The sequence below is a fragment of the Saccharospirillum mangrovi genome (assembly GCF_003367315.1).
Lineage (GTDB): Bacteria > Pseudomonadota > Gammaproteobacteria > Pseudomonadales > Natronospirillaceae > Saccharospirillum > Saccharospirillum mangrovi.
In genome coordinates this window covers 3,164,734-3,180,316 of sequence record NZ_CP031415.1, presented here as the reverse complement: position 1 = coordinate 3,180,316, position 15,583 = coordinate 3,164,734, and the positions used below count along the sequence as shown (strand labels likewise).

The window sequence follows — 15,583 nt, the reverse complement described above, 5'->3', positions numbered from 1 at the left end:
CCTGTCCTGGACCGGCATTTTTTAATGAACGAACGAGTCTGCCGGTCAGACGGTCGTGCTTAGAGCGCGCAGTGGCTGGCGCCGATGTAGCCGGCGTCGTTCAAGCCTTTCTGAATGTGCTCGGCGAGTTCACGCGGGGTGATTTCGCCGGCCAGCAGTTCCTGCATGCCTTCGGAGACCAACGGACGATAGCCCGGATCGACACTGATCAGCGCGTCGTGGAAGAACGGCTGAGCGGCCAGGGAGTCGTTGGAAATCATTTCCGCTGCGGCCTGGACGCGGGCGTTGTTCACATCCACCGGGTGGTTGGACGCCGGTACGGCTTCCACCATGTCGGCGAACAGTTGGGCGAACATCGGGGTGGTGTAGAACTCCAGCACTTTCTTAACGGCATCGATGTCGTCTGAGTTCGGGTTGTAGGCCAGGTGGGCGTCGGTGAAGCCGTACACCTTGTTGGCGCTGCCCGGTATGGCCATAAAGCCCAGTTCCAGACTCGGGTCGATCTGATACATCGGCGAGGCCGGTGTGGCAGACCAGATGCCGTCGATCATCATGGCCGATGTGCCCAGTGCAACGCCGGTGCGCATGGCGCCGTAGTCATCGGCCAGCGGGTTGGGGTTGAGGTAGCCTTCGTCCTGCCAGGATTTGAAACGCGCCATGGCATCGACGTAGATGTCGTCGGTGAAGCAGGCTTCGCCGGCAACGACGTCTTGCGCCCATTGGTCGCTTGTCATACCGGCGAGAATGGTTTCGTGCAGTACCTGGTTCAGGTACCAGCCGTCACGGCCGTCGACGTGCATCGGTACGATGCCCTGGTCTTTCAGCTCGGCGAAGGCGGCTTCCAGTTCGTCCAGGTTGGTCGGGGCGCCATCGAAGACGGCTTTGTTGTACAGGATGGATTCCATCTGCATCACGAACGGTACGCCGTAGACTTTGCCATCGCTGCCGGTAGCACCGGCCAGAGCGGCTTCGCCGAAGGCGGACAGATCAATGCCCAAATCCGAAACCGGCGCTGCGACGCCCGCGTCGATCCAAGGTTGCATCCAGGCGGAACCGGCCTTGGCGTGGTACAGGTCCGGGCGGTTGGTCTGCATGTCGATGCGCAGTTTGGATTCGATGTCTTCGGTGTAAACGTTCAGGTGGACCTGCACGCCAGGAATGAGGTTCTTCTCGTTGATGTAGTTGAAAAGGGCCTCGTCCTGAACGCGCCAGGTGTAGAGTTCGACCACGGTGTTTTCGGCGAAGGCGGCTTGGCCGGTTGCCAGGGTGGCCGCAGCAGTAGCCATTACCAGCGATTTCTTAACCAGCGGCAGGGTTTTATTGAAGAGTTTCATACGAACCTCGTTTGTTGTTATGTCGAAAGGGTCAAGCGAAAGGGCAAGCCCAATATAATACCAATAATAGGCCCAGGCAATACCAAAGAAACCAACTTGGCTTGTTCGCCGCAGATGGCGGTTAACTGGCTGTTTTTACTGACTTTTTCTCGCCCGATTACCAACCCAGTGCCGCATCGCGACCGTGCACACCCAGGTGCGCCAGCCGATTCATCCAGGCAACGGCGCGCTCGTTGAACGCCTCGAAGTCGTCATATTGATGGCTGCCCCAGGCCACTTCGGCGGTCGCCAGCAAACGCGGGAACCACATGAATTCGGCTTCGCTGGGCGTGGTCACCACTTCGGTCCACAGGCAGGCTTGCACGCCTTTCACGTTGGATGCGGCGGCGTCCGACAATCCGTCTGTCGGTTGGTAATGCCAGGCTGTGGCGAGATCGACCGTGCCGGCCCAGTAGTAGCCGGGGTCTTCGGGCCGGTCGCTGACGGCCAGATCGAAATAGCAGTGTTGGGCCGGTGTCATCACCACCGGGTGGCCGGCTTCGGCGGCTTTTTGACCGGCGCTGACGCCCTGCCAGGACAGCACCCAGGTGTCGGTGCTGACGGCGTTGCCGGTGCGAATTTCCTCCCAACCCATGGCGGTTTTGCCGCGTGCCTGCACCGCTTGTTCCAGTTCGGCCATAAAGACGCCGTGCAGGTCGTGCGGGCTGCGGCCCTGTTGTTCGGCCCAGGCTTGGGCGGCCGGTGAACCGAGCCAGGCGCCTTCGGGCACTTCGTCGGAACCGAGGTGAAACAGCGGGCCGCTGAACAGATCGCACCATTCATTAATAAGCGTGCGAATCACCGTCTGGGTAGCGGGCAGCGCCGGGTTGATGACGTTGTCGTTGTGGTGCTGAACGCTGCGGTAGACCGATTGATCGTCCGCTTCGACCAGTTCCGGCAGCGCTTTGAGCAACGCCCGGCAATGGCCGGGCACGTCCATTTCCGGCACCACGGTGATGCCCAGTTCGGTGGCGCGTTGGACGGTGGCGCGAATCTGCTCGGCGGAATAACAGCCGCCGTAGCGTTGCGCGCCGCTGCCCATTTGTGGCGGCAGCGCTTCGTCTGGCCCGCGCCAGGCGGCGGTTTGCGCCAGTTGCGGGTAGGCGTTGCTGGCGACGCGCCAGCCGTCGTCGTCGGTCAGATGCCAATGGAAGTGGTTGAACTGGAACAGCGCGAACAGGTCGAGCCAGCCCTGAATCGGTTTGATGTCGAAGAAGTGCCGCACCACGTCCAGATGCACGCCGCGGTAGCCGAAACGGGGCGTGCCGGCCAGCTCGCATGCGGGCAAGGTGCCGGCCAGCGTCCACTGCAACAGATATTGCATCAGGTAGGCCTGGCCGGTCTGGAAGCCGGCGCTGTCGCGGTGTGTCAGCACCATGCCGTCGCGGCCAATGTTGAGTCGGAAGGCGTGGTTCAGCGCAGTGTCGTGCTGTTCGCGCACACTGAAACCCGAGTCGCTGAAGGCGAAGGTCGCGGCGTCCGGCAGCCGATCGAGCAGGCGTTGCAGCCAGGTCAGGTTCCAGCGGTTGCCGTGAAACGCCAGTTGGGCGGGGCAGTCCAGCGCGGTTGTTGCAATATTCAGATGCTGTGGCTGTGGCAGAAAATACAGTTCGCCGGCGCGCAGCGGTTGGGCGATTGGGCTTTGTCGCTCCGGCTCGCCCGGCAGCACCACGGCTTGGCGTTCGCTGCCGTTTTGCAGGTACAGGCCGCTGGGCCGGTCGGTCAGTTTGCGCAATTGGCCGGCGCCTTGAAAACGCACGCGCAACGGTTCGCGGCCATCCCAGGGGGTATCCAGCGTCAGCCGATGCCAGTCGCCCTGGCGGTCGGTCAGTTGCGCGCCTTCCAGGCTGTCGGCGTCGAGCGGGTGAAGCAGGCTGAAGCACAGTTCGGTGGCGCGGAAGTTCAGCGGTTGGGCCGGCCAGTACAGGCTGAGTTGGTAACCCCGGTCGGTCGGGCGAATGTCGGCGGAGGCGTTGAGCGTCATTGGGCTGTCCTGTGTTCGGTTGCGGTCGCGACAAAAACTAAAGGTATTATATTGGTATTGTTGTGGGTAGAGAAAGGTTGTAATCTAACGCCTCATCAGTGACCCGGCGAGTCTGCCTTTTGGGTCAATATAAGAAACACGCAATCACAGGATGCTTCGATTCCATGACCACTGGAACCCAGTTGCCGACGCTCTATATGGGCATTGATGGCGGCGGTACGGCCTGTCGGGTGCGCCTGGCCGACGCTCAGGGCCGGGTTCTGGCAGAGGCCCGTTCGGGCAGCGCCAATGTGTTTCAAAGCGCCGACATCAGTTGGCAATCCATCAACGAAGCCACCGAGCTGGCCTTGCAACAGGCGGATTTGCCGGCGCAGGCGCGGCAGTCGCTGGTGGTGGCGGCCGGTCTGGCGGGGTCGGAATTCGATTCAGCATCCGAACGTTTTCTGGCGCGCGAGCACGGCTTCGCCCGTTTCGATTTATACAACGACGGCCAGATTGCCTGCGTGGGTGCCCACGGCGGTGACGACGGCACGCTGTTGATCGTCGGCACCGGCATCATTGGTTTTAATTTTTGTGCTGGCGAATGGCGGCGTGTGTCTGGCTGGGGTTTCCCGTTGGACGACGCGGCCAGTGGCGCCTGGCTGGGTTTGCAGGCGGTGCGCAAGGCGCTGGCGCAGCGCGATGGTTTGGCCGATAGCACGGCGTTGACGCAGGCTGTCTGGTCGCACTTCGATGACTCGGCCAGTGGTCTTATCGGTTGGGCCCAATCGGCCCGGTCGGTCGATTACGGTCTGTTTGCGCCGCTGGTCACTCAAGGCTATGTGCAAGGCGATGTTCACGCTCAGGCCATCGTTGCTGAGCAGATTAACGTTCTGAACGCTCAACTCGATGCCTTGCAGCAACCGATGTTGCCGTTGGTGGTGCAGGGCGGTCTGGCGGATTTTGTTTGTCCGCTGTTGGCGGATCGTCACCGCCAGTTGCTAAGAAACCCGCAGGGTGACGCGCTGGATGGCGCGTTGAGCCTGGCTCGCCAAGGGAGTACTCATTGATGTCGACACCGGTGCGTGGCGATCGCGAACTGATCGCCTTTCTGACCCCCGACCCGGACAAAGCCGGTTCGCTCTATACCCAATTGGCGCGTTCGCTGAGCCAGGCGATTCACGAAGGTTTGCTCAAAGACGGCGATTACCTGCTGCCACAACGCGAACTGGCCGAGGCGCTGGGCGTATCCCGCGTGACGGTGCGCAAGGCGATTGAAACCCTGGTCAGCGAAGGCTTGCTCAAGCAGCGTCAGGGTGCCGGCACCGTGGTGACGTCCGGCGGCAAGCAGTCGATTCACAAGAATTTGTCGGTGCTGAACAGCTTTACCGAAGACATGGCGATGCGCGGCATGCGGCCGTCGTCGCGTTGGGTCAGTCGGCAAACCTTGCAGGCGTCGCCGCGTGAAGCCATGGCGCTGAATGTGTCGCCGGGCGCACGCGTCGGTCGCTTCACCCGGGTGCGTTTTGCCAGCGAAACACCCATGGCCTACGAAATTGCTACCGTGCCGACCAGCATCATTGGCGACGCAGACAAGGTGGGCGATTCGCTCTACACCGCGCTGGGCGCGGTCAACGCTAGGCCGGTGCGTGCGCTGCAAACCATGACCGCGCACAACGCCGATGCCGAAGTGGCGCGCTATCTGAAAATCGTCCCCGGCGACGCCGTGCTGTACATCGAGCGCCAGGGCTTCGACAGCAACAACCGACCCGTGGAATTCACCCGCTCCTGGTACCGCGGCGACATCTACGACTTCGTTACCGAACTCTCGGTCAGTACCGAATAAGCACCGCTAAGGAATCACTATGCACACTGCGTTGATTGCCCCCAGCCTGTTCGATGGCGTTGAACGCCACGGCCCGTCGGCCTTGTTGATCGACGGCGAAACAGTGCGCGGGCGGGTGTCGGTGGCGGATGTGCCGTCTCAATATCAGCGCGAAGAACTCAGCAGCGGCGTACTGACGCCGGGCTTGCTCGACCTGCAAGTGAATGGCGGCGGCGGCGTGTTGTTCAACAATCAGCCCGATGCCGCAGCGCTCGTTGCCATGGCGCAGGGCCACGCCAGCGCCGGTGTGGCGCGCATTCTGGCCACCTTGATCAGCGACCGACTGGCGGTCACCGAAGCCGGTGTCGCGGCGGCCGTTGAAGCCGCGCAAGACATTCATTCCGGCATTCTCGGCGTGCACGTTGAAGGGCCGTTTTTCAGCCTCGAACGCAATGGCGTGCACAACCCCAACTGGCTGCGCCGCCTCGACGACGCCGACTGGGACTGGCTGGAACAGGCGGCCAAGGTGCCGGCCATTGTGACGGTCGCGCCCGAACAAATTGATGCCGCCGACATCGCCCGTATGGTGGCGCTCGGCATTCGCGTCAGCGCCGGCCACACCAACGCGCTGCACGATGAAGTGCAACGTGCGCTCGATGCCGGCCTCTCCGGTTTTACCCATCTGTACAACGCCATGCGCCCGATGACTGGCCGCGAACCCGGCGTAGTTGGCACCGCTTTGGCCGACCGCGACAGCTGGTGCGGCATCATCGCCGACGGCATTCACGTGCACCCGACATCAGTGCGATTGGCGCTCAACGCCAAGCCACGCGGCAAGCTGTATCTGGTGTCGGATGCGATGGCGACGCTCGGTGCCAAAGACAAATATTTCGATCTCTACGGCGAACAGATTCACGAAGAAAACGGCCGTCTGGTGAACGCTGCCGGTCGCCTGGCCGGTAGCGCTATTTCACTGGTCGATGCGGTGCGTTATTGCGTGCGCGAATTGAGCGTTTCGCTCAACGAAGCCGTCACCATGGCGAGCCGTTACCCGGCGGAATATCTAGGCATTGATGATCGTTTCGGCAGCCTGCGCCCAGGCCGCGTTGCCGACATCAGCTGGTTCGACGACGACCTCAACGTCAAAGGGTTGTGGCGCGCCGGAACCCGCTTGTTCTAAGCCATTTTTCAGGAACGTCTTTCGTTTATGCAGATTGTGATTCTCGACACGCCCGACGCCGTAGCCGAATACGGTGCCGCGCAATTCATCAAACAATTGCAGCGCAAACCCGATTCCGTGTTGGGGCTGGCAACAGGCTCAACGCCCATCGCGTTGTACCGCGAATTGATTCGTCGTTTTCAAGCTGGCGAAGTCAGCTTTGCGCAAGCGCGGTCGTTTAATCTCGACGAATATCTGGGTTTGGCGGGCGAGCATCCGCAAAGTTATCGCCACTTTATGAACCGCGAATTGTTCGACCAGATCGACATAAACCCGGCCAACACCCAAGTGCCCAACGGCGCCGCCAAAGATCCGTTGGCCGCCTGCGACGCCTACGAAGCGGCGATCAAAACCGCCGGCGGCATCGACCTGCAATTGCTCGGCATCGGCCGCAACGGCCACATCGGTTTTAACGAACCGAGCTCCAGCCTGGCCTCGCGCACGCGGGTAAAAACATTGACGCCTGACACCGTTGAAGCCAACAAACGTTTCTTCAAAGCCGACGAATTTCAGCCCAACCTCGCCATCACCATGGGCATCGGCACCATCATGGAAGCGCGCAAAATTTTGTTGCTGGCGACCGGCGAAGGCAAAGCCGAGGCGGTGCGCGAAGCCGTCGAAGGCCCGGTGGCCGCACGCTGCCCGGCGTCGATTCTGCAAATGCATCCACGCGCCACCCTGGTGCTGGATCGCGCTGCGGCCAAGGCGTTAAAAGACGTCGATTTCTACGAATACATTGAGCGTGAAAACCAGCGGCTGCTGGGCGGCTGAGTCGGCCCTGGCTGTGATAGAGTGACCGCCTCGTTCCGCAGCGCGCCAAAGGTTTTTCATGTCTGTCCTCGTTCTGATGAGCGGCTCCGAAAGCCGGCTCGATCGCATCCAAAACGATTTCTCCGCTCAGGGTTTTAACGAACCGATTTGGACGCTCAACGATGCGTTCAATCCCGCCGCTGTTGAACTGATTCTGGCCTGGAAACCCGAGGCTCTCGACTGGTCCACTTTTAATAAACCGCTGGTGCAAAGTTTTGGCGCGGGCGTTGATCATCTGCTCAGCGCGGGTTTACCGACCGACTGGCCGGTGGCGCGGTTTATGAGCCAGAGCCTGAAAGACCGGATGGCGCGTTACGTTTGTGCGCAGCTCAATAATTGGCAACTGGATATGCCGCGTCTGGTGCGTGCGCAACAGGCGCACGACTGGGCCTGGCACGATGGCGTTTACGGTGAACGCGTGCTGATTTTGGGCATGGGCGAATTGGGTCAGGTCGTGGCGTCGGCGTTATTGGCGCAAGGTTATCAGGTCGAGGGCTGGAGCCGTTCCGGCCGTTCGGTTGATGGTGTGCGAGCGCTGACTGGCGAGGCCGGTTTAAACGAAGGCCTGGCGCGCTGCGATTATCTGATTAACCTCTTGCCGCTGACGCAGGCCACGCGCCATTTCCTCAACGCCGAACGTTTGCAGCGCTGCGCCACACAGCCGGTGGTGATAAACGTCGGGCGCGGCGGCAGCCTGGTTGACGCGGACTTGCTGGCCGCCATCGACGCCGGCCAGATCGGCGGTGCCATTCTCGATGTGTTCAACACCGAACCGCTGCCGGCGGGGCATCCGTTTTGGTCGCATCCACAGGTGCGAGTGACGCCGCACATTGCCTCGACCAGTGAGCCGTCCGAAGTCATCGCTTTGGCAATCGAGAATTTGAACCGGCATCGCGCTGGCAAAGCGCCGCTGTTTCCGGTCGATCTGTCGCGCGAATACTGAGCGAATTTCCTCCCGGCGGTGCGTGTTAATCGCCCATTTTCCCGGCTAATTTTTCCCATCAGGCACCAATGCCGTTTTGGTCTAGGCTTCCTGTGACTGCGCTGGCGGCGGTGCTTGACAGGTACCAGAGCCGAACGTATGTTTCAAACGCTCGTTTGAACCCCTTTCCGACCGCCGGCTGCCGCGGGTGGTCTGGCCGGAACCGGCCGCTACACGATCAGAGGTGACACCATGCCTGACTACAAAGCGCCCTTGCGCGACATGCAATTCGTGCTGCACGAAGTGCTCGACAGCGAAGCTCACTACCAGTCCATCGGCGCGGAAGACGCCAGCCGCGACATGGTCGACGCCATCATGGGCGAAGCCGCCAAATTTTGTGAAGAAGTACTGGCGCCGCTGAACCGCGTTGGCGACCAAGAAGGCTGTACCTGGAACGACGGCGTGGTCACCACGCCGACCGGCTTTAAAGAAGCCTACGCCCAGTGGGTTGAAAACGGCTGGCCGTCGTTGTCGAACCCGGAAGAATTTGGCGGGCAGGGCTTGCCGGAATCCATCGGCAACATGGTTTCGGAACTGGTCTCCACCGCCAACTGGGCCTGGGGCATGTACCCGGGCCTCTCGCACGGTGCGATGAACACGCTGGAACTGCACGGCACCGATGAGCAGAAAGAAACCTATCTGACCAAGCTGGTGTCCGGCGAATGGACCGGCACCATGTGTCTGACCGAACCGCATTGCGGTTCCGACCTGGGCATTCTGAAATCCAAAGCCGAACCGCAGGCCGATGGCAGTTACGCGGTGACCGGCACCAAGATTTTTATCTCCGCTGGCGAGCACGATATGGTCGAGAACATCGTCCACATTGTGCTGGCGCGCCTGCCCGATGCGCCCGAAGGCACCAAAGGCATTTCGCTGTTTATCGTGCCGAAAGTGTTGCCAGACGGTACCCCGAATGCGGTGGCCTGTGGCTCCATCGAACACAAGATGGGCATTCACGGTAACGCCACCTGCGTGATGAACTTCGACGCCGCCAAAGGCTTCTTGATCGGCCCGCCGAACCAGGGTTTGAAGTGCATGTTCACCTTTATGAACTTTGCCCGTTTGGGTACTGCCATGCAGGGCGTGGCCTCGGCGGAACTGTCGTTCCAGGGCGCGCTGGCTTACGCCAAAGATCGCCTGGCGATGCGCAGCCTCACCGGCCCGAAAGCGCCGGAAAAACCGGCCGACCCGATCATCGTGCACCCCGATGTGCGCCGCATGTTGCTGACGCAAAAAGCCTTCGCCGAAGGCGGCCGCGCCATGCTGATGCACGCCAGCTTTTTGGTCGATCAGGTTAAACGCAGCGCAGACGAAAACACGCGCAAAGACGCCGACGATTTGCTCAGTTTCTTAACGCCCATCGCCAAAGCCTTCCTGACCGAAGTCGGCACCGAAGCCGCCAACCACGGCGTGCAGGTATTCGGCGGCCACGGTTACATTCAGGAATGGGGCATGGAGCAGATTGTGCGCGACAACCGCATTTCCCAACTCTATGAAGGCACCACCGGCATTCAGGCGCTCGACTTGTTAGGCCGCAAAGTGCTGATGAGCCAGGGCGAGATGCTGAAGAAATTCACCAAGATCGTGCACAAGTTCTGCAAAGCCAGCGACGCCAAAGGCGCTCTGAAACCGATCATCAGCCGTTTGGCCGAGGTCAATAAAGAGTGGGGCGACATGACCATGAAACTGGGCATGAAAGCGATGAAAAACCGCGAGGAAGTGGGCGGTGCCGCCGTCGATTATCTGATGTATTCCGGTTACATCACGCTCGGTTATTACTGGGCGCTGATGGCCGATAAAGCTCAGCAGGCGATTGACGCCGGTGCCAGCGAAGTGGATTTCTACAACGCCAAAATCAAAACGGCGACCTTCTACTTCCAGCGCATTCTGCCGCGCATTGAAGGTCATAAAACCGCGATGCTGGCCGGTGTGGATAGCATGATGGATCTGGACGAGGCGCACTTCGCGTTCTGATCGTTCGCCAAAGGGCCGGTCCGTGCCAGCGGGCCGCCTTATCCGGGGTCGCTGTTCGTCGTCCCTGACCGCCAGGCGGCGGCCGTCCATGGCCGCCGACTCCCCGGATAAGGCCACCCGCCAGCCCGGACCTCCCGTTGTGCTGCCACTCGAATAACCGATAAAACCGAACAACAAAGGTTCACAAACATGGCGGAATACAAAGCACCCATTCAAGACATGCAGTTCGTGCTGAACGACGTCTTCAAGGCCGACCAATTGTGGGCCAGCATGCCGCACACCGCAGAAGTCACCCCCGATCTGGTGTCGGCCATTCTCGAAGAGGGCGCCAGGCTGTGCGAGAACGAACTCTTCCCGATCAACCGCAGCGGCGATGAAGAAGGTTGCACCTGGAAAGACGGCGCAGTAACCACGCCAACCGGTTTCAAAGACGCCTACAAAACCTACGCCGAAAGCGGCTGGGTTGGCCTGGGTGGCGATGCGGAATTTGGCGGTCAGGGCATGCCGAAAATGCTCACCGTCATGTTCGAAGAAATGGTCTACGCCGCCAACACCTCGTTCGCGCTGTACCCGGTGTTGAGTGCCGGTGCGAGTTTATGTTTGCTGCGCCACGCCAGCGATGAATTGAAACAGACCTACCTGCCGCCGTTATACGAAGGCCGCTGGAGCGGTTCCATGTGTCTGACCGAACCGCATTGCGGCACCGATCTGGGCATTATGAAAACCAAGGCCGTGCCGAACGATGACGGCAGTTACGCCATCAGCGGCACCAAGATTTTTATCACCGGTGGCGAACACGATTTAACCGACAACATCATCCATCTGGTGCTCGCCAAATTGCCCGATGCGCCGGCCGGTTCCAAAGGCATTTCGTTGTTCGTCGTACCCAAGTTTCTGGTCAATGACGATGGCTCGGTGGGCGAACGCAACGCGCTGAGTTGCGGCTCCATCGAACACAAGATGGGCATTAAAGGCTCGGCGACCTGCGTGATGAATTTCGACGGCGCTCAAGGCTGGCTGGTCGGCGACGCCAACAAAGGCCTGGCCGCCATGTTCACCATGATGAACTACGAACGGCTGTCGATTGGTTTGCAAGGCGTGGGTTTGGGCGAAGTGTCGTATCAGTCGGCCGTCGCTTACGCCAAAGACCGTATTCAAAGCCGCGCGCCGGGTGGTGCCGTGCAACCGGACGCCGCGGCCGACCCGATCATCGTGCACCCGGATGTGCGCCGTATGTTATTAACGCAGCGCGCCTACAACGAAGGCGGCCGTGCTTTTGCTGCCTACGTCGGCATGTGGCTCGACATCGCCAAAGGCCACCCGGATGCCGCCGAGCGTGAAAAAGCCGAAGGACTGGTCGCCTTGCTGACGCCGGTTGCCAAAGCCTACTTCACCGATCGCGGTTTGGACGCCACCATTCTCGGCCAGCAAGTATTCGGCGGCCACGGTTACATTCGCGAATGGGGCATGGAGCAGTTCGTGCGCGATGCGCGCATTGCGCAAATTTACGAAGGCACCAACGGCATTCAGGCGTTGGACCTCGCCGGACGAAAAGTCGCCGCGAACGGTGGTCAGTGGTTCGAAATATTCCGCACCGAAATACAAACAGTGATCGACGAATTAACCGACGAACAATTTGCGCAACCGCTGCGTGATGCGTTGGAAAAACTCAGCGACGCCACGGCGTTTTTGTTAGACGCAGCGGCAGGCGATGCCAACGCCGTTGGTGCCGCCAGTTGCGATTATCTAAACCTGTTCGGCCTCACCGCCTACGCCATGATGTGGGCCAAAATGGCTCAGGCCACTGCGGGTAAAGACGACGACTTCCACCGCGCCAAGCGCGCCACGGCCAGCTTCTTCATGCAGCGTCTTTTGCCTGAAACCACGGCCTATCACGCCAAAGTAAAAGCCGGCAGTGAGTCGCTGATGGCAGCACCGGCGGAGTTGTTCTAAGTAACGATTCTCAACCACCAACGCAGTTGATTTGAATCCGACGTTTCACGACCAGAACGTCGGATTTTTTTTGCAATTTCTCCGGCGAATTCTCAATCCTTGGCTAAACTTCTTTGAATATAGATATTTACTAATGTAAGTCAGCGGTCGCTCGTTTTTCCGAACACCGCTCAACGAAATAGGGATGGATGATTCGGCCTGACAAGGAAGGTAATCCGGGAAATGTGAACCGTTTTTTTGAAAGCTCCAGTGTGAGGATGGTGTTATGAGGTTTGTTAAAAACTGGTCGATTCGAAACAAGATTCGAGTACCGCTGATTCTAGTCGGCGTGTTTTTATTGTGGATGTCATGGTCGTCGTATCAGGCGATGACGGCGATCAGCGCCAAAGTGCATGACTTCAGATCGGAATTTTTGCCCTCTATTTCGTTGGTGCTCAACGCCGACCGGGACCTGTACCAAAGCCTGGTGGCGCAGCGCGAAATGATGGACCGGGGTGACAACCTCAGCGCCAGTCAAAGAGATTCGTTGAATCAGGATCGCGTCGATAACCACAACCAGGCCTTGTCGCGCGGACTGGAAGCCATCGAGCGGATGCAAAAAGACGTCGACCCGCAACTGGCGGCGCGCTTCCAACAATTGATGGGCGCCTGGAAGGCACATTCCGACGGCCTGGTTAATGGCACCATCCGCACTGAAAACATGGACCTGTTCGAAGCGCCGCGCGGTCTGCTGGATGAACTGGGCGCGCGGGTCGACGAACTGGCCGCCACCGCTTCAACCGAAGCCACCGAGGTTGCCGAAGGCCAAACCCTTGCTCAACTGGTGCAGTTGGTGATTCTGGTCGCCATCTTTGCCGCAGCCGGTGTGTTGGCGCCGTTCTTCCTGGTGAAACCTATTGAAGTGTTGCGCGACCGCATGCGTGATATCGGTCAGGGCGAAGGCGATTTGACCGCGCGTTTAACCGTCGACAGCAAAGACGAACTGGGCCAGGTGGCCGGTGCTTTTAATCTGGTGATCGAGAAATTGCAGCAGTCCATCACCGTGGTGAAGCAGGTGAATTTCCACCTGGAACAAAGCACTGAATCGTTGCGCGAAGCTGCTGCCAACAACATTCGCATGGCCGACCAACAACACGAAACGGTCGATCAGGTCGTGACCGCAGTAGAAGAAATGCACGGCGCTGCGCGTGAGATTGCCGCCAACTCAAACAACGGTGCTGACGCTGCGACCGAAGCGAACAATTCCGTTGAACGCGGCGTCAGGGTATCGCGTGAATCCAACACTCGGGTGGCGCAATTGTCGGAGCGCTTGAACCGTTCTTCCGAAGCCGTGGGTCGCTTGGCCGACGAAGCGGTGAACATCGGTGCTGTTCTGGATGTGATTCGCGGCATCGCCGAACAGACCAACTTGCTGGCGTTGAACGCAGCCATCGAAGCGGCGCGTGCCGGTGAACAGGGCCGTGGCTTTGCGGTGGTGGCCGATGAAGTTCGGGCGTTGGCAAGCAAAACCCAGCAATCGACCGAAGACATTCAAGGCCGCATCGAAACCCTGCAAGGCGGTGTCGATGAAGCCGTCGATGCGATGAAGAGCGGCATCGATATGCTCGACGCCACGGTGGAAGACGTCGCCAGTGCGGCGGAATCGTTCGAAACCATTCAGGGCGCGATCACCCGCATCACCGATATGTCGATGCAGATTGCTACGGCTACTGAAGAACAAACTCACGTGGTGGAAGAGATCAACAAGAACCTGCAATTGATCTCCGAGTTTTCCAGCGAAGGCACCGAGCAATCGCGCAGCCTGAGCAATCTGGCGGAAAAACTCAAAGGCCACACCGACGAACTGACTTCAGTCGTCGGCAGTTTCCGGGTTTAAACCGAACGCGCGTTCAACTGCTGCAACTGAGCGGCGCTGCCTGATAATCGATGGGTGGCGTTTCGCTCCAGCGTTGCCAATCTTCACGACGCTCGAACGGCGATTGCAACGCCAGCAAATACTCTTCCAGGGAAGCAACGCTTCCCTTTTTTACGTCGTCAATAACCGCTTGCGCCAGATGCGTGCGTAACACCGAAATGGGGTTGCGCGCCTGCGCCAACGGTATGCCCTGGTCGGTTTCATTCTGGCGTCGTTCTGCCAAAGCCGAACGCCAGCGTTGGAACGCCGGGCGGTCGATGGCGTCGTCATCCAGTTGCGCCCAATCGTCGGGCGCGCGGTCGGCCAGCGCGCGAAAGCTGTGATGAAAATCCCGTCGTTCGCTGGCTAACAGATGCATCCAATCGCTGATCAGTTGCTGATCGTTTTCCTGCACCGTTGCCAGACCCAAACGCTCGCCCATCAACTTCAGGAAGTGGTCGTTGTAGGTGTCGGCGTAACGATTCAGGGCGGCTTTTAAATCGTCCGAACTCACTTGAGACGACAACGCCTGTGCCAGGCACTGCAAATTCCAGAAAGCGATTCCCGGTTGCTGATGAAAGGCGTAACGGCCTTGAGCATCGGTGTGGTTGCAGATGAAATCGGGAATGGTGGCGTCCAGAAAAGCGTAGGGACCGAAGTCGAACGTTTCGCCGAGAATGCTCATGTTGTCGGTGTTCATCACACCGTGGCAAAAACCGTAGGCCATCCAATGTGCGATCAACCTTGCCGTGCGTTCGACTACCTCGGTGAAGAATTCCGCCGCCGAACGACTGTTCGGAAAATGGTGCACCAGGCAATGCTCGACCAAGGCGGCAACCTGTTCCGGCTGGTTGCTGTAGGCGAACCATTCGAAGTGACCAAAGCGAATGTGGCTGGGCGTCACCCGCGTCAGCATGGCGGCGGTTTCGATTTGCTCGCGCCGTACTGGCTCGTCAGAACCGACCAGCGCCAGCGCGCGCGTTGTTGGAATGCCGAGCGCGTGCAGCGCTTCGCTGGCAAGCATTTCACGGATCGACGAACGCAATACCGCCCGGCCGTCGCCGAAGCGACTGAACGGCGTCTTGCCCGCGCCTTTCAAATGAAATTCCCAGGCCTTGCCATTGGCATCGGCCCATTCACCGAGCAACAAACCACGGCCGTCGCCAAGGTCCGGATTCCAGACACCAAACTGATGGCCGGCGTATTTCTCTGCGACAGGCTCGCTGCCGGCAAACAGGCCATTGCCCGAGAGCGCACGCAAGGCCTCGGCATCGGCATCGAACGGCACGTTTAATTCACGCGCCAGCTGAGCGTTCCAACACACCCAGTGCGGGTTTGCCAACGGCGTTGGCCGCACGTGCTCATAGGTGCCGGGCAATTCGCGCACGTAGCGTTGGTCAAAAGCGGGGGCGTTGGCAGACATGGCGGCACCATAACAAAAGGTTGCTGCCAACATGGGTGGCGGCTGGTGCGATCTCAATGGGAACAGGGGAAACTCAATGGGAATAGCGGAAGGTTTGTAGAAAGGAGAAGCCTACCATGGCCGGCTCAGCTGCCCACTGAGTGATCCGTCGGTCGTCCAGATAACCG

11 protein-coding genes are annotated in these 15,583 nt (G+C 59.7%); 8 read left to right on the top strand and 3 right to left on the bottom strand.

The window, feature by feature from the left end:
- Positions 1–59 precede the first annotated feature (59 nt).
- Both DW349_RS14890 and DW349_RS14885 read right to left on the bottom strand, forming a co-directional pair.
- Complete coding sequence (locus DW349_RS14890) at positions 60–1,334, bottom strand: ABC transporter substrate-binding protein (protein ID WP_108123981.1); 1,275 nt, start codon at positions 1,332–1,334, stop codon at positions 60–62.
- Positions 1,335–1,491: 157 nt separating this feature from the next.
- Positions 1,492–3,357: a beta-N-acetylhexosaminidase gene (locus DW349_RS14885; RefSeq protein WP_108123980.1), complete on the bottom strand. Its 1,866-nt coding sequence runs from the start codon at positions 3,355–3,357 to the stop codon at positions 1,492–1,494.
- A gap of 164 nt (positions 3,358–3,521) precedes the next feature.
- On the opposite strand from DW349_RS14885, the gene DW349_RS14880 reads away from it, so the two are divergent.
- The 8 genes from DW349_RS14880 (at position 3,522) to DW349_RS14845 (ending at position 13,975) form a co-directional block, all read left to right on the top strand.
- On the top strand, positions 3,522–4,406 hold the full coding sequence (locus DW349_RS14880; protein ID WP_108123979.1) for a glucosamine kinase nucleotide-binding domain-containing protein: 885 nt from the start codon (positions 3,522–3,524) through the stop codon (positions 4,404–4,406).
- Complete coding sequence (locus DW349_RS14875) at positions 4,406–5,182, top strand: GntR family transcriptional regulator (RefSeq protein ID WP_108123978.1); 777 nt, start codon at positions 4,406–4,408, stop codon at positions 5,180–5,182. Before DW349_RS14880 ends, DW349_RS14875 begins: the two co-directional genes overlap by 1 nt.
- Before the next feature lie 19 nt (positions 5,183–5,201).
- A complete protein-coding gene (gene nagA / locus DW349_RS14870; RefSeq protein ID WP_108123977.1) occupies positions 5,202–6,341 on the top strand; it encodes an N-acetylglucosamine-6-phosphate deacetylase in 1,140 nt (379 codons plus the stop codon).
- Between the two features lie 27 nt (positions 6,342–6,368).
- On the top strand, positions 6,369–7,151 hold the full coding sequence (nagB, locus tag DW349_RS14865; RefSeq protein ID WP_108123976.1) for a glucosamine-6-phosphate deaminase: 783 nt from the start codon (positions 6,369–6,371) through the stop codon (positions 7,149–7,151).
- A 58-nt stretch (positions 7,152–7,209) separates the two neighbouring features.
- Positions 7,210–8,133, top strand: a complete 924-nt coding sequence (locus DW349_RS14860) for a 2-hydroxyacid dehydrogenase (RefSeq protein ID WP_108123975.1) — start codon at positions 7,210–7,212, stop codon at positions 8,131–8,133.
- A gap of 231 nt (positions 8,134–8,364) precedes the next feature.
- Entirely contained in the window at positions 8,365–10,146 is a 1,782-nt protein-coding gene (locus DW349_RS14855) for an acyl-CoA dehydrogenase C-terminal domain-containing protein (RefSeq protein WP_108123974.1), read from the top strand.
- 189 nt (positions 10,147–10,335) lie between these two features.
- Entirely contained in the window at positions 10,336–12,099 is a 1,764-nt protein-coding gene (locus DW349_RS14850; protein WP_108123973.1) for an acyl-CoA dehydrogenase C-terminal domain-containing protein, read from the top strand.
- A 265-nt stretch (positions 12,100–12,364) separates the two neighbouring features.
- Positions 12,365–13,975, top strand: a complete 1,611-nt coding sequence (locus DW349_RS14845) for a methyl-accepting chemotaxis protein (RefSeq protein ID WP_108123972.1) — start codon at positions 12,365–12,367, stop codon at positions 13,973–13,975.
- 13 nt (positions 13,976–13,988) lie between these two features.
- On the opposite strand, the gene DW349_RS14840 is transcribed toward DW349_RS14845, so the two are convergent.
- Positions 13,989–15,416, bottom strand: a complete 1,428-nt coding sequence (locus DW349_RS14840; protein WP_108124363.1) for a protein adenylyltransferase SelO — start codon at positions 15,414–15,416, stop codon at positions 13,989–13,991.
- Positions 15,417–15,583: the final 167 nt, after the last annotated feature.

Coding starts and splice junctions, on each gene's coding strand:
- DW349_RS14890 (WP_108123981.1), bottom strand. CDS start 1,334: ATGAAACTCTTCAATAAAACCCTGCCGCTGGTTAAGAAATCGCTGGTA.
- nagA (WP_108123977.1), top strand. CDS start 5,202: ATGCACACTGCGTTGATTGCCCCCAGCCTGTTCGATGGCGTTGAACGC.
- DW349_RS14855 (WP_108123974.1), top strand. CDS start 8,365: ATGCCTGACTACAAAGCGCCCTTGCGCGACATGCAATTCGTGCTGCAC.
- DW349_RS14860 (WP_108123975.1), top strand. CDS start 7,210: ATGTCTGTCCTCGTTCTGATGAGCGGCTCCGAAAGCCGGCTCGATCGC.
- DW349_RS14850 (WP_108123973.1), top strand. CDS start 10,336: ATGGCGGAATACAAAGCACCCATTCAAGACATGCAGTTCGTGCTGAAC.
- nagB (WP_108123976.1), top strand. CDS start 6,369: ATGCAGATTGTGATTCTCGACACGCCCGACGCCGTAGCCGAATACGGT.
- DW349_RS14840 (WP_108124363.1), bottom strand. CDS start 15,416: ATGTCTGCCAACGCCCCCGCTTTTGACCAACGCTACGTGCGCGAATTG.
- DW349_RS14845 (WP_108123972.1), top strand. CDS start 12,365: ATGAGGTTTGTTAAAAACTGGTCGATTCGAAACAAGATTCGAGTACCG.
- DW349_RS14885 (WP_108123980.1), bottom strand. CDS start 3,357: ATGACGCTCAACGCCTCCGCCGACATTCGCCCGACCGACCGGGGTTAC.
- DW349_RS14880 (WP_108123979.1), top strand. CDS start 3,522: ATGACCACTGGAACCCAGTTGCCGACGCTCTATATGGGCATTGATGGC.
- DW349_RS14875 (WP_108123978.1), top strand. CDS start 4,406: ATGTCGACACCGGTGCGTGGCGATCGCGAACTGATCGCCTTTCTGACC.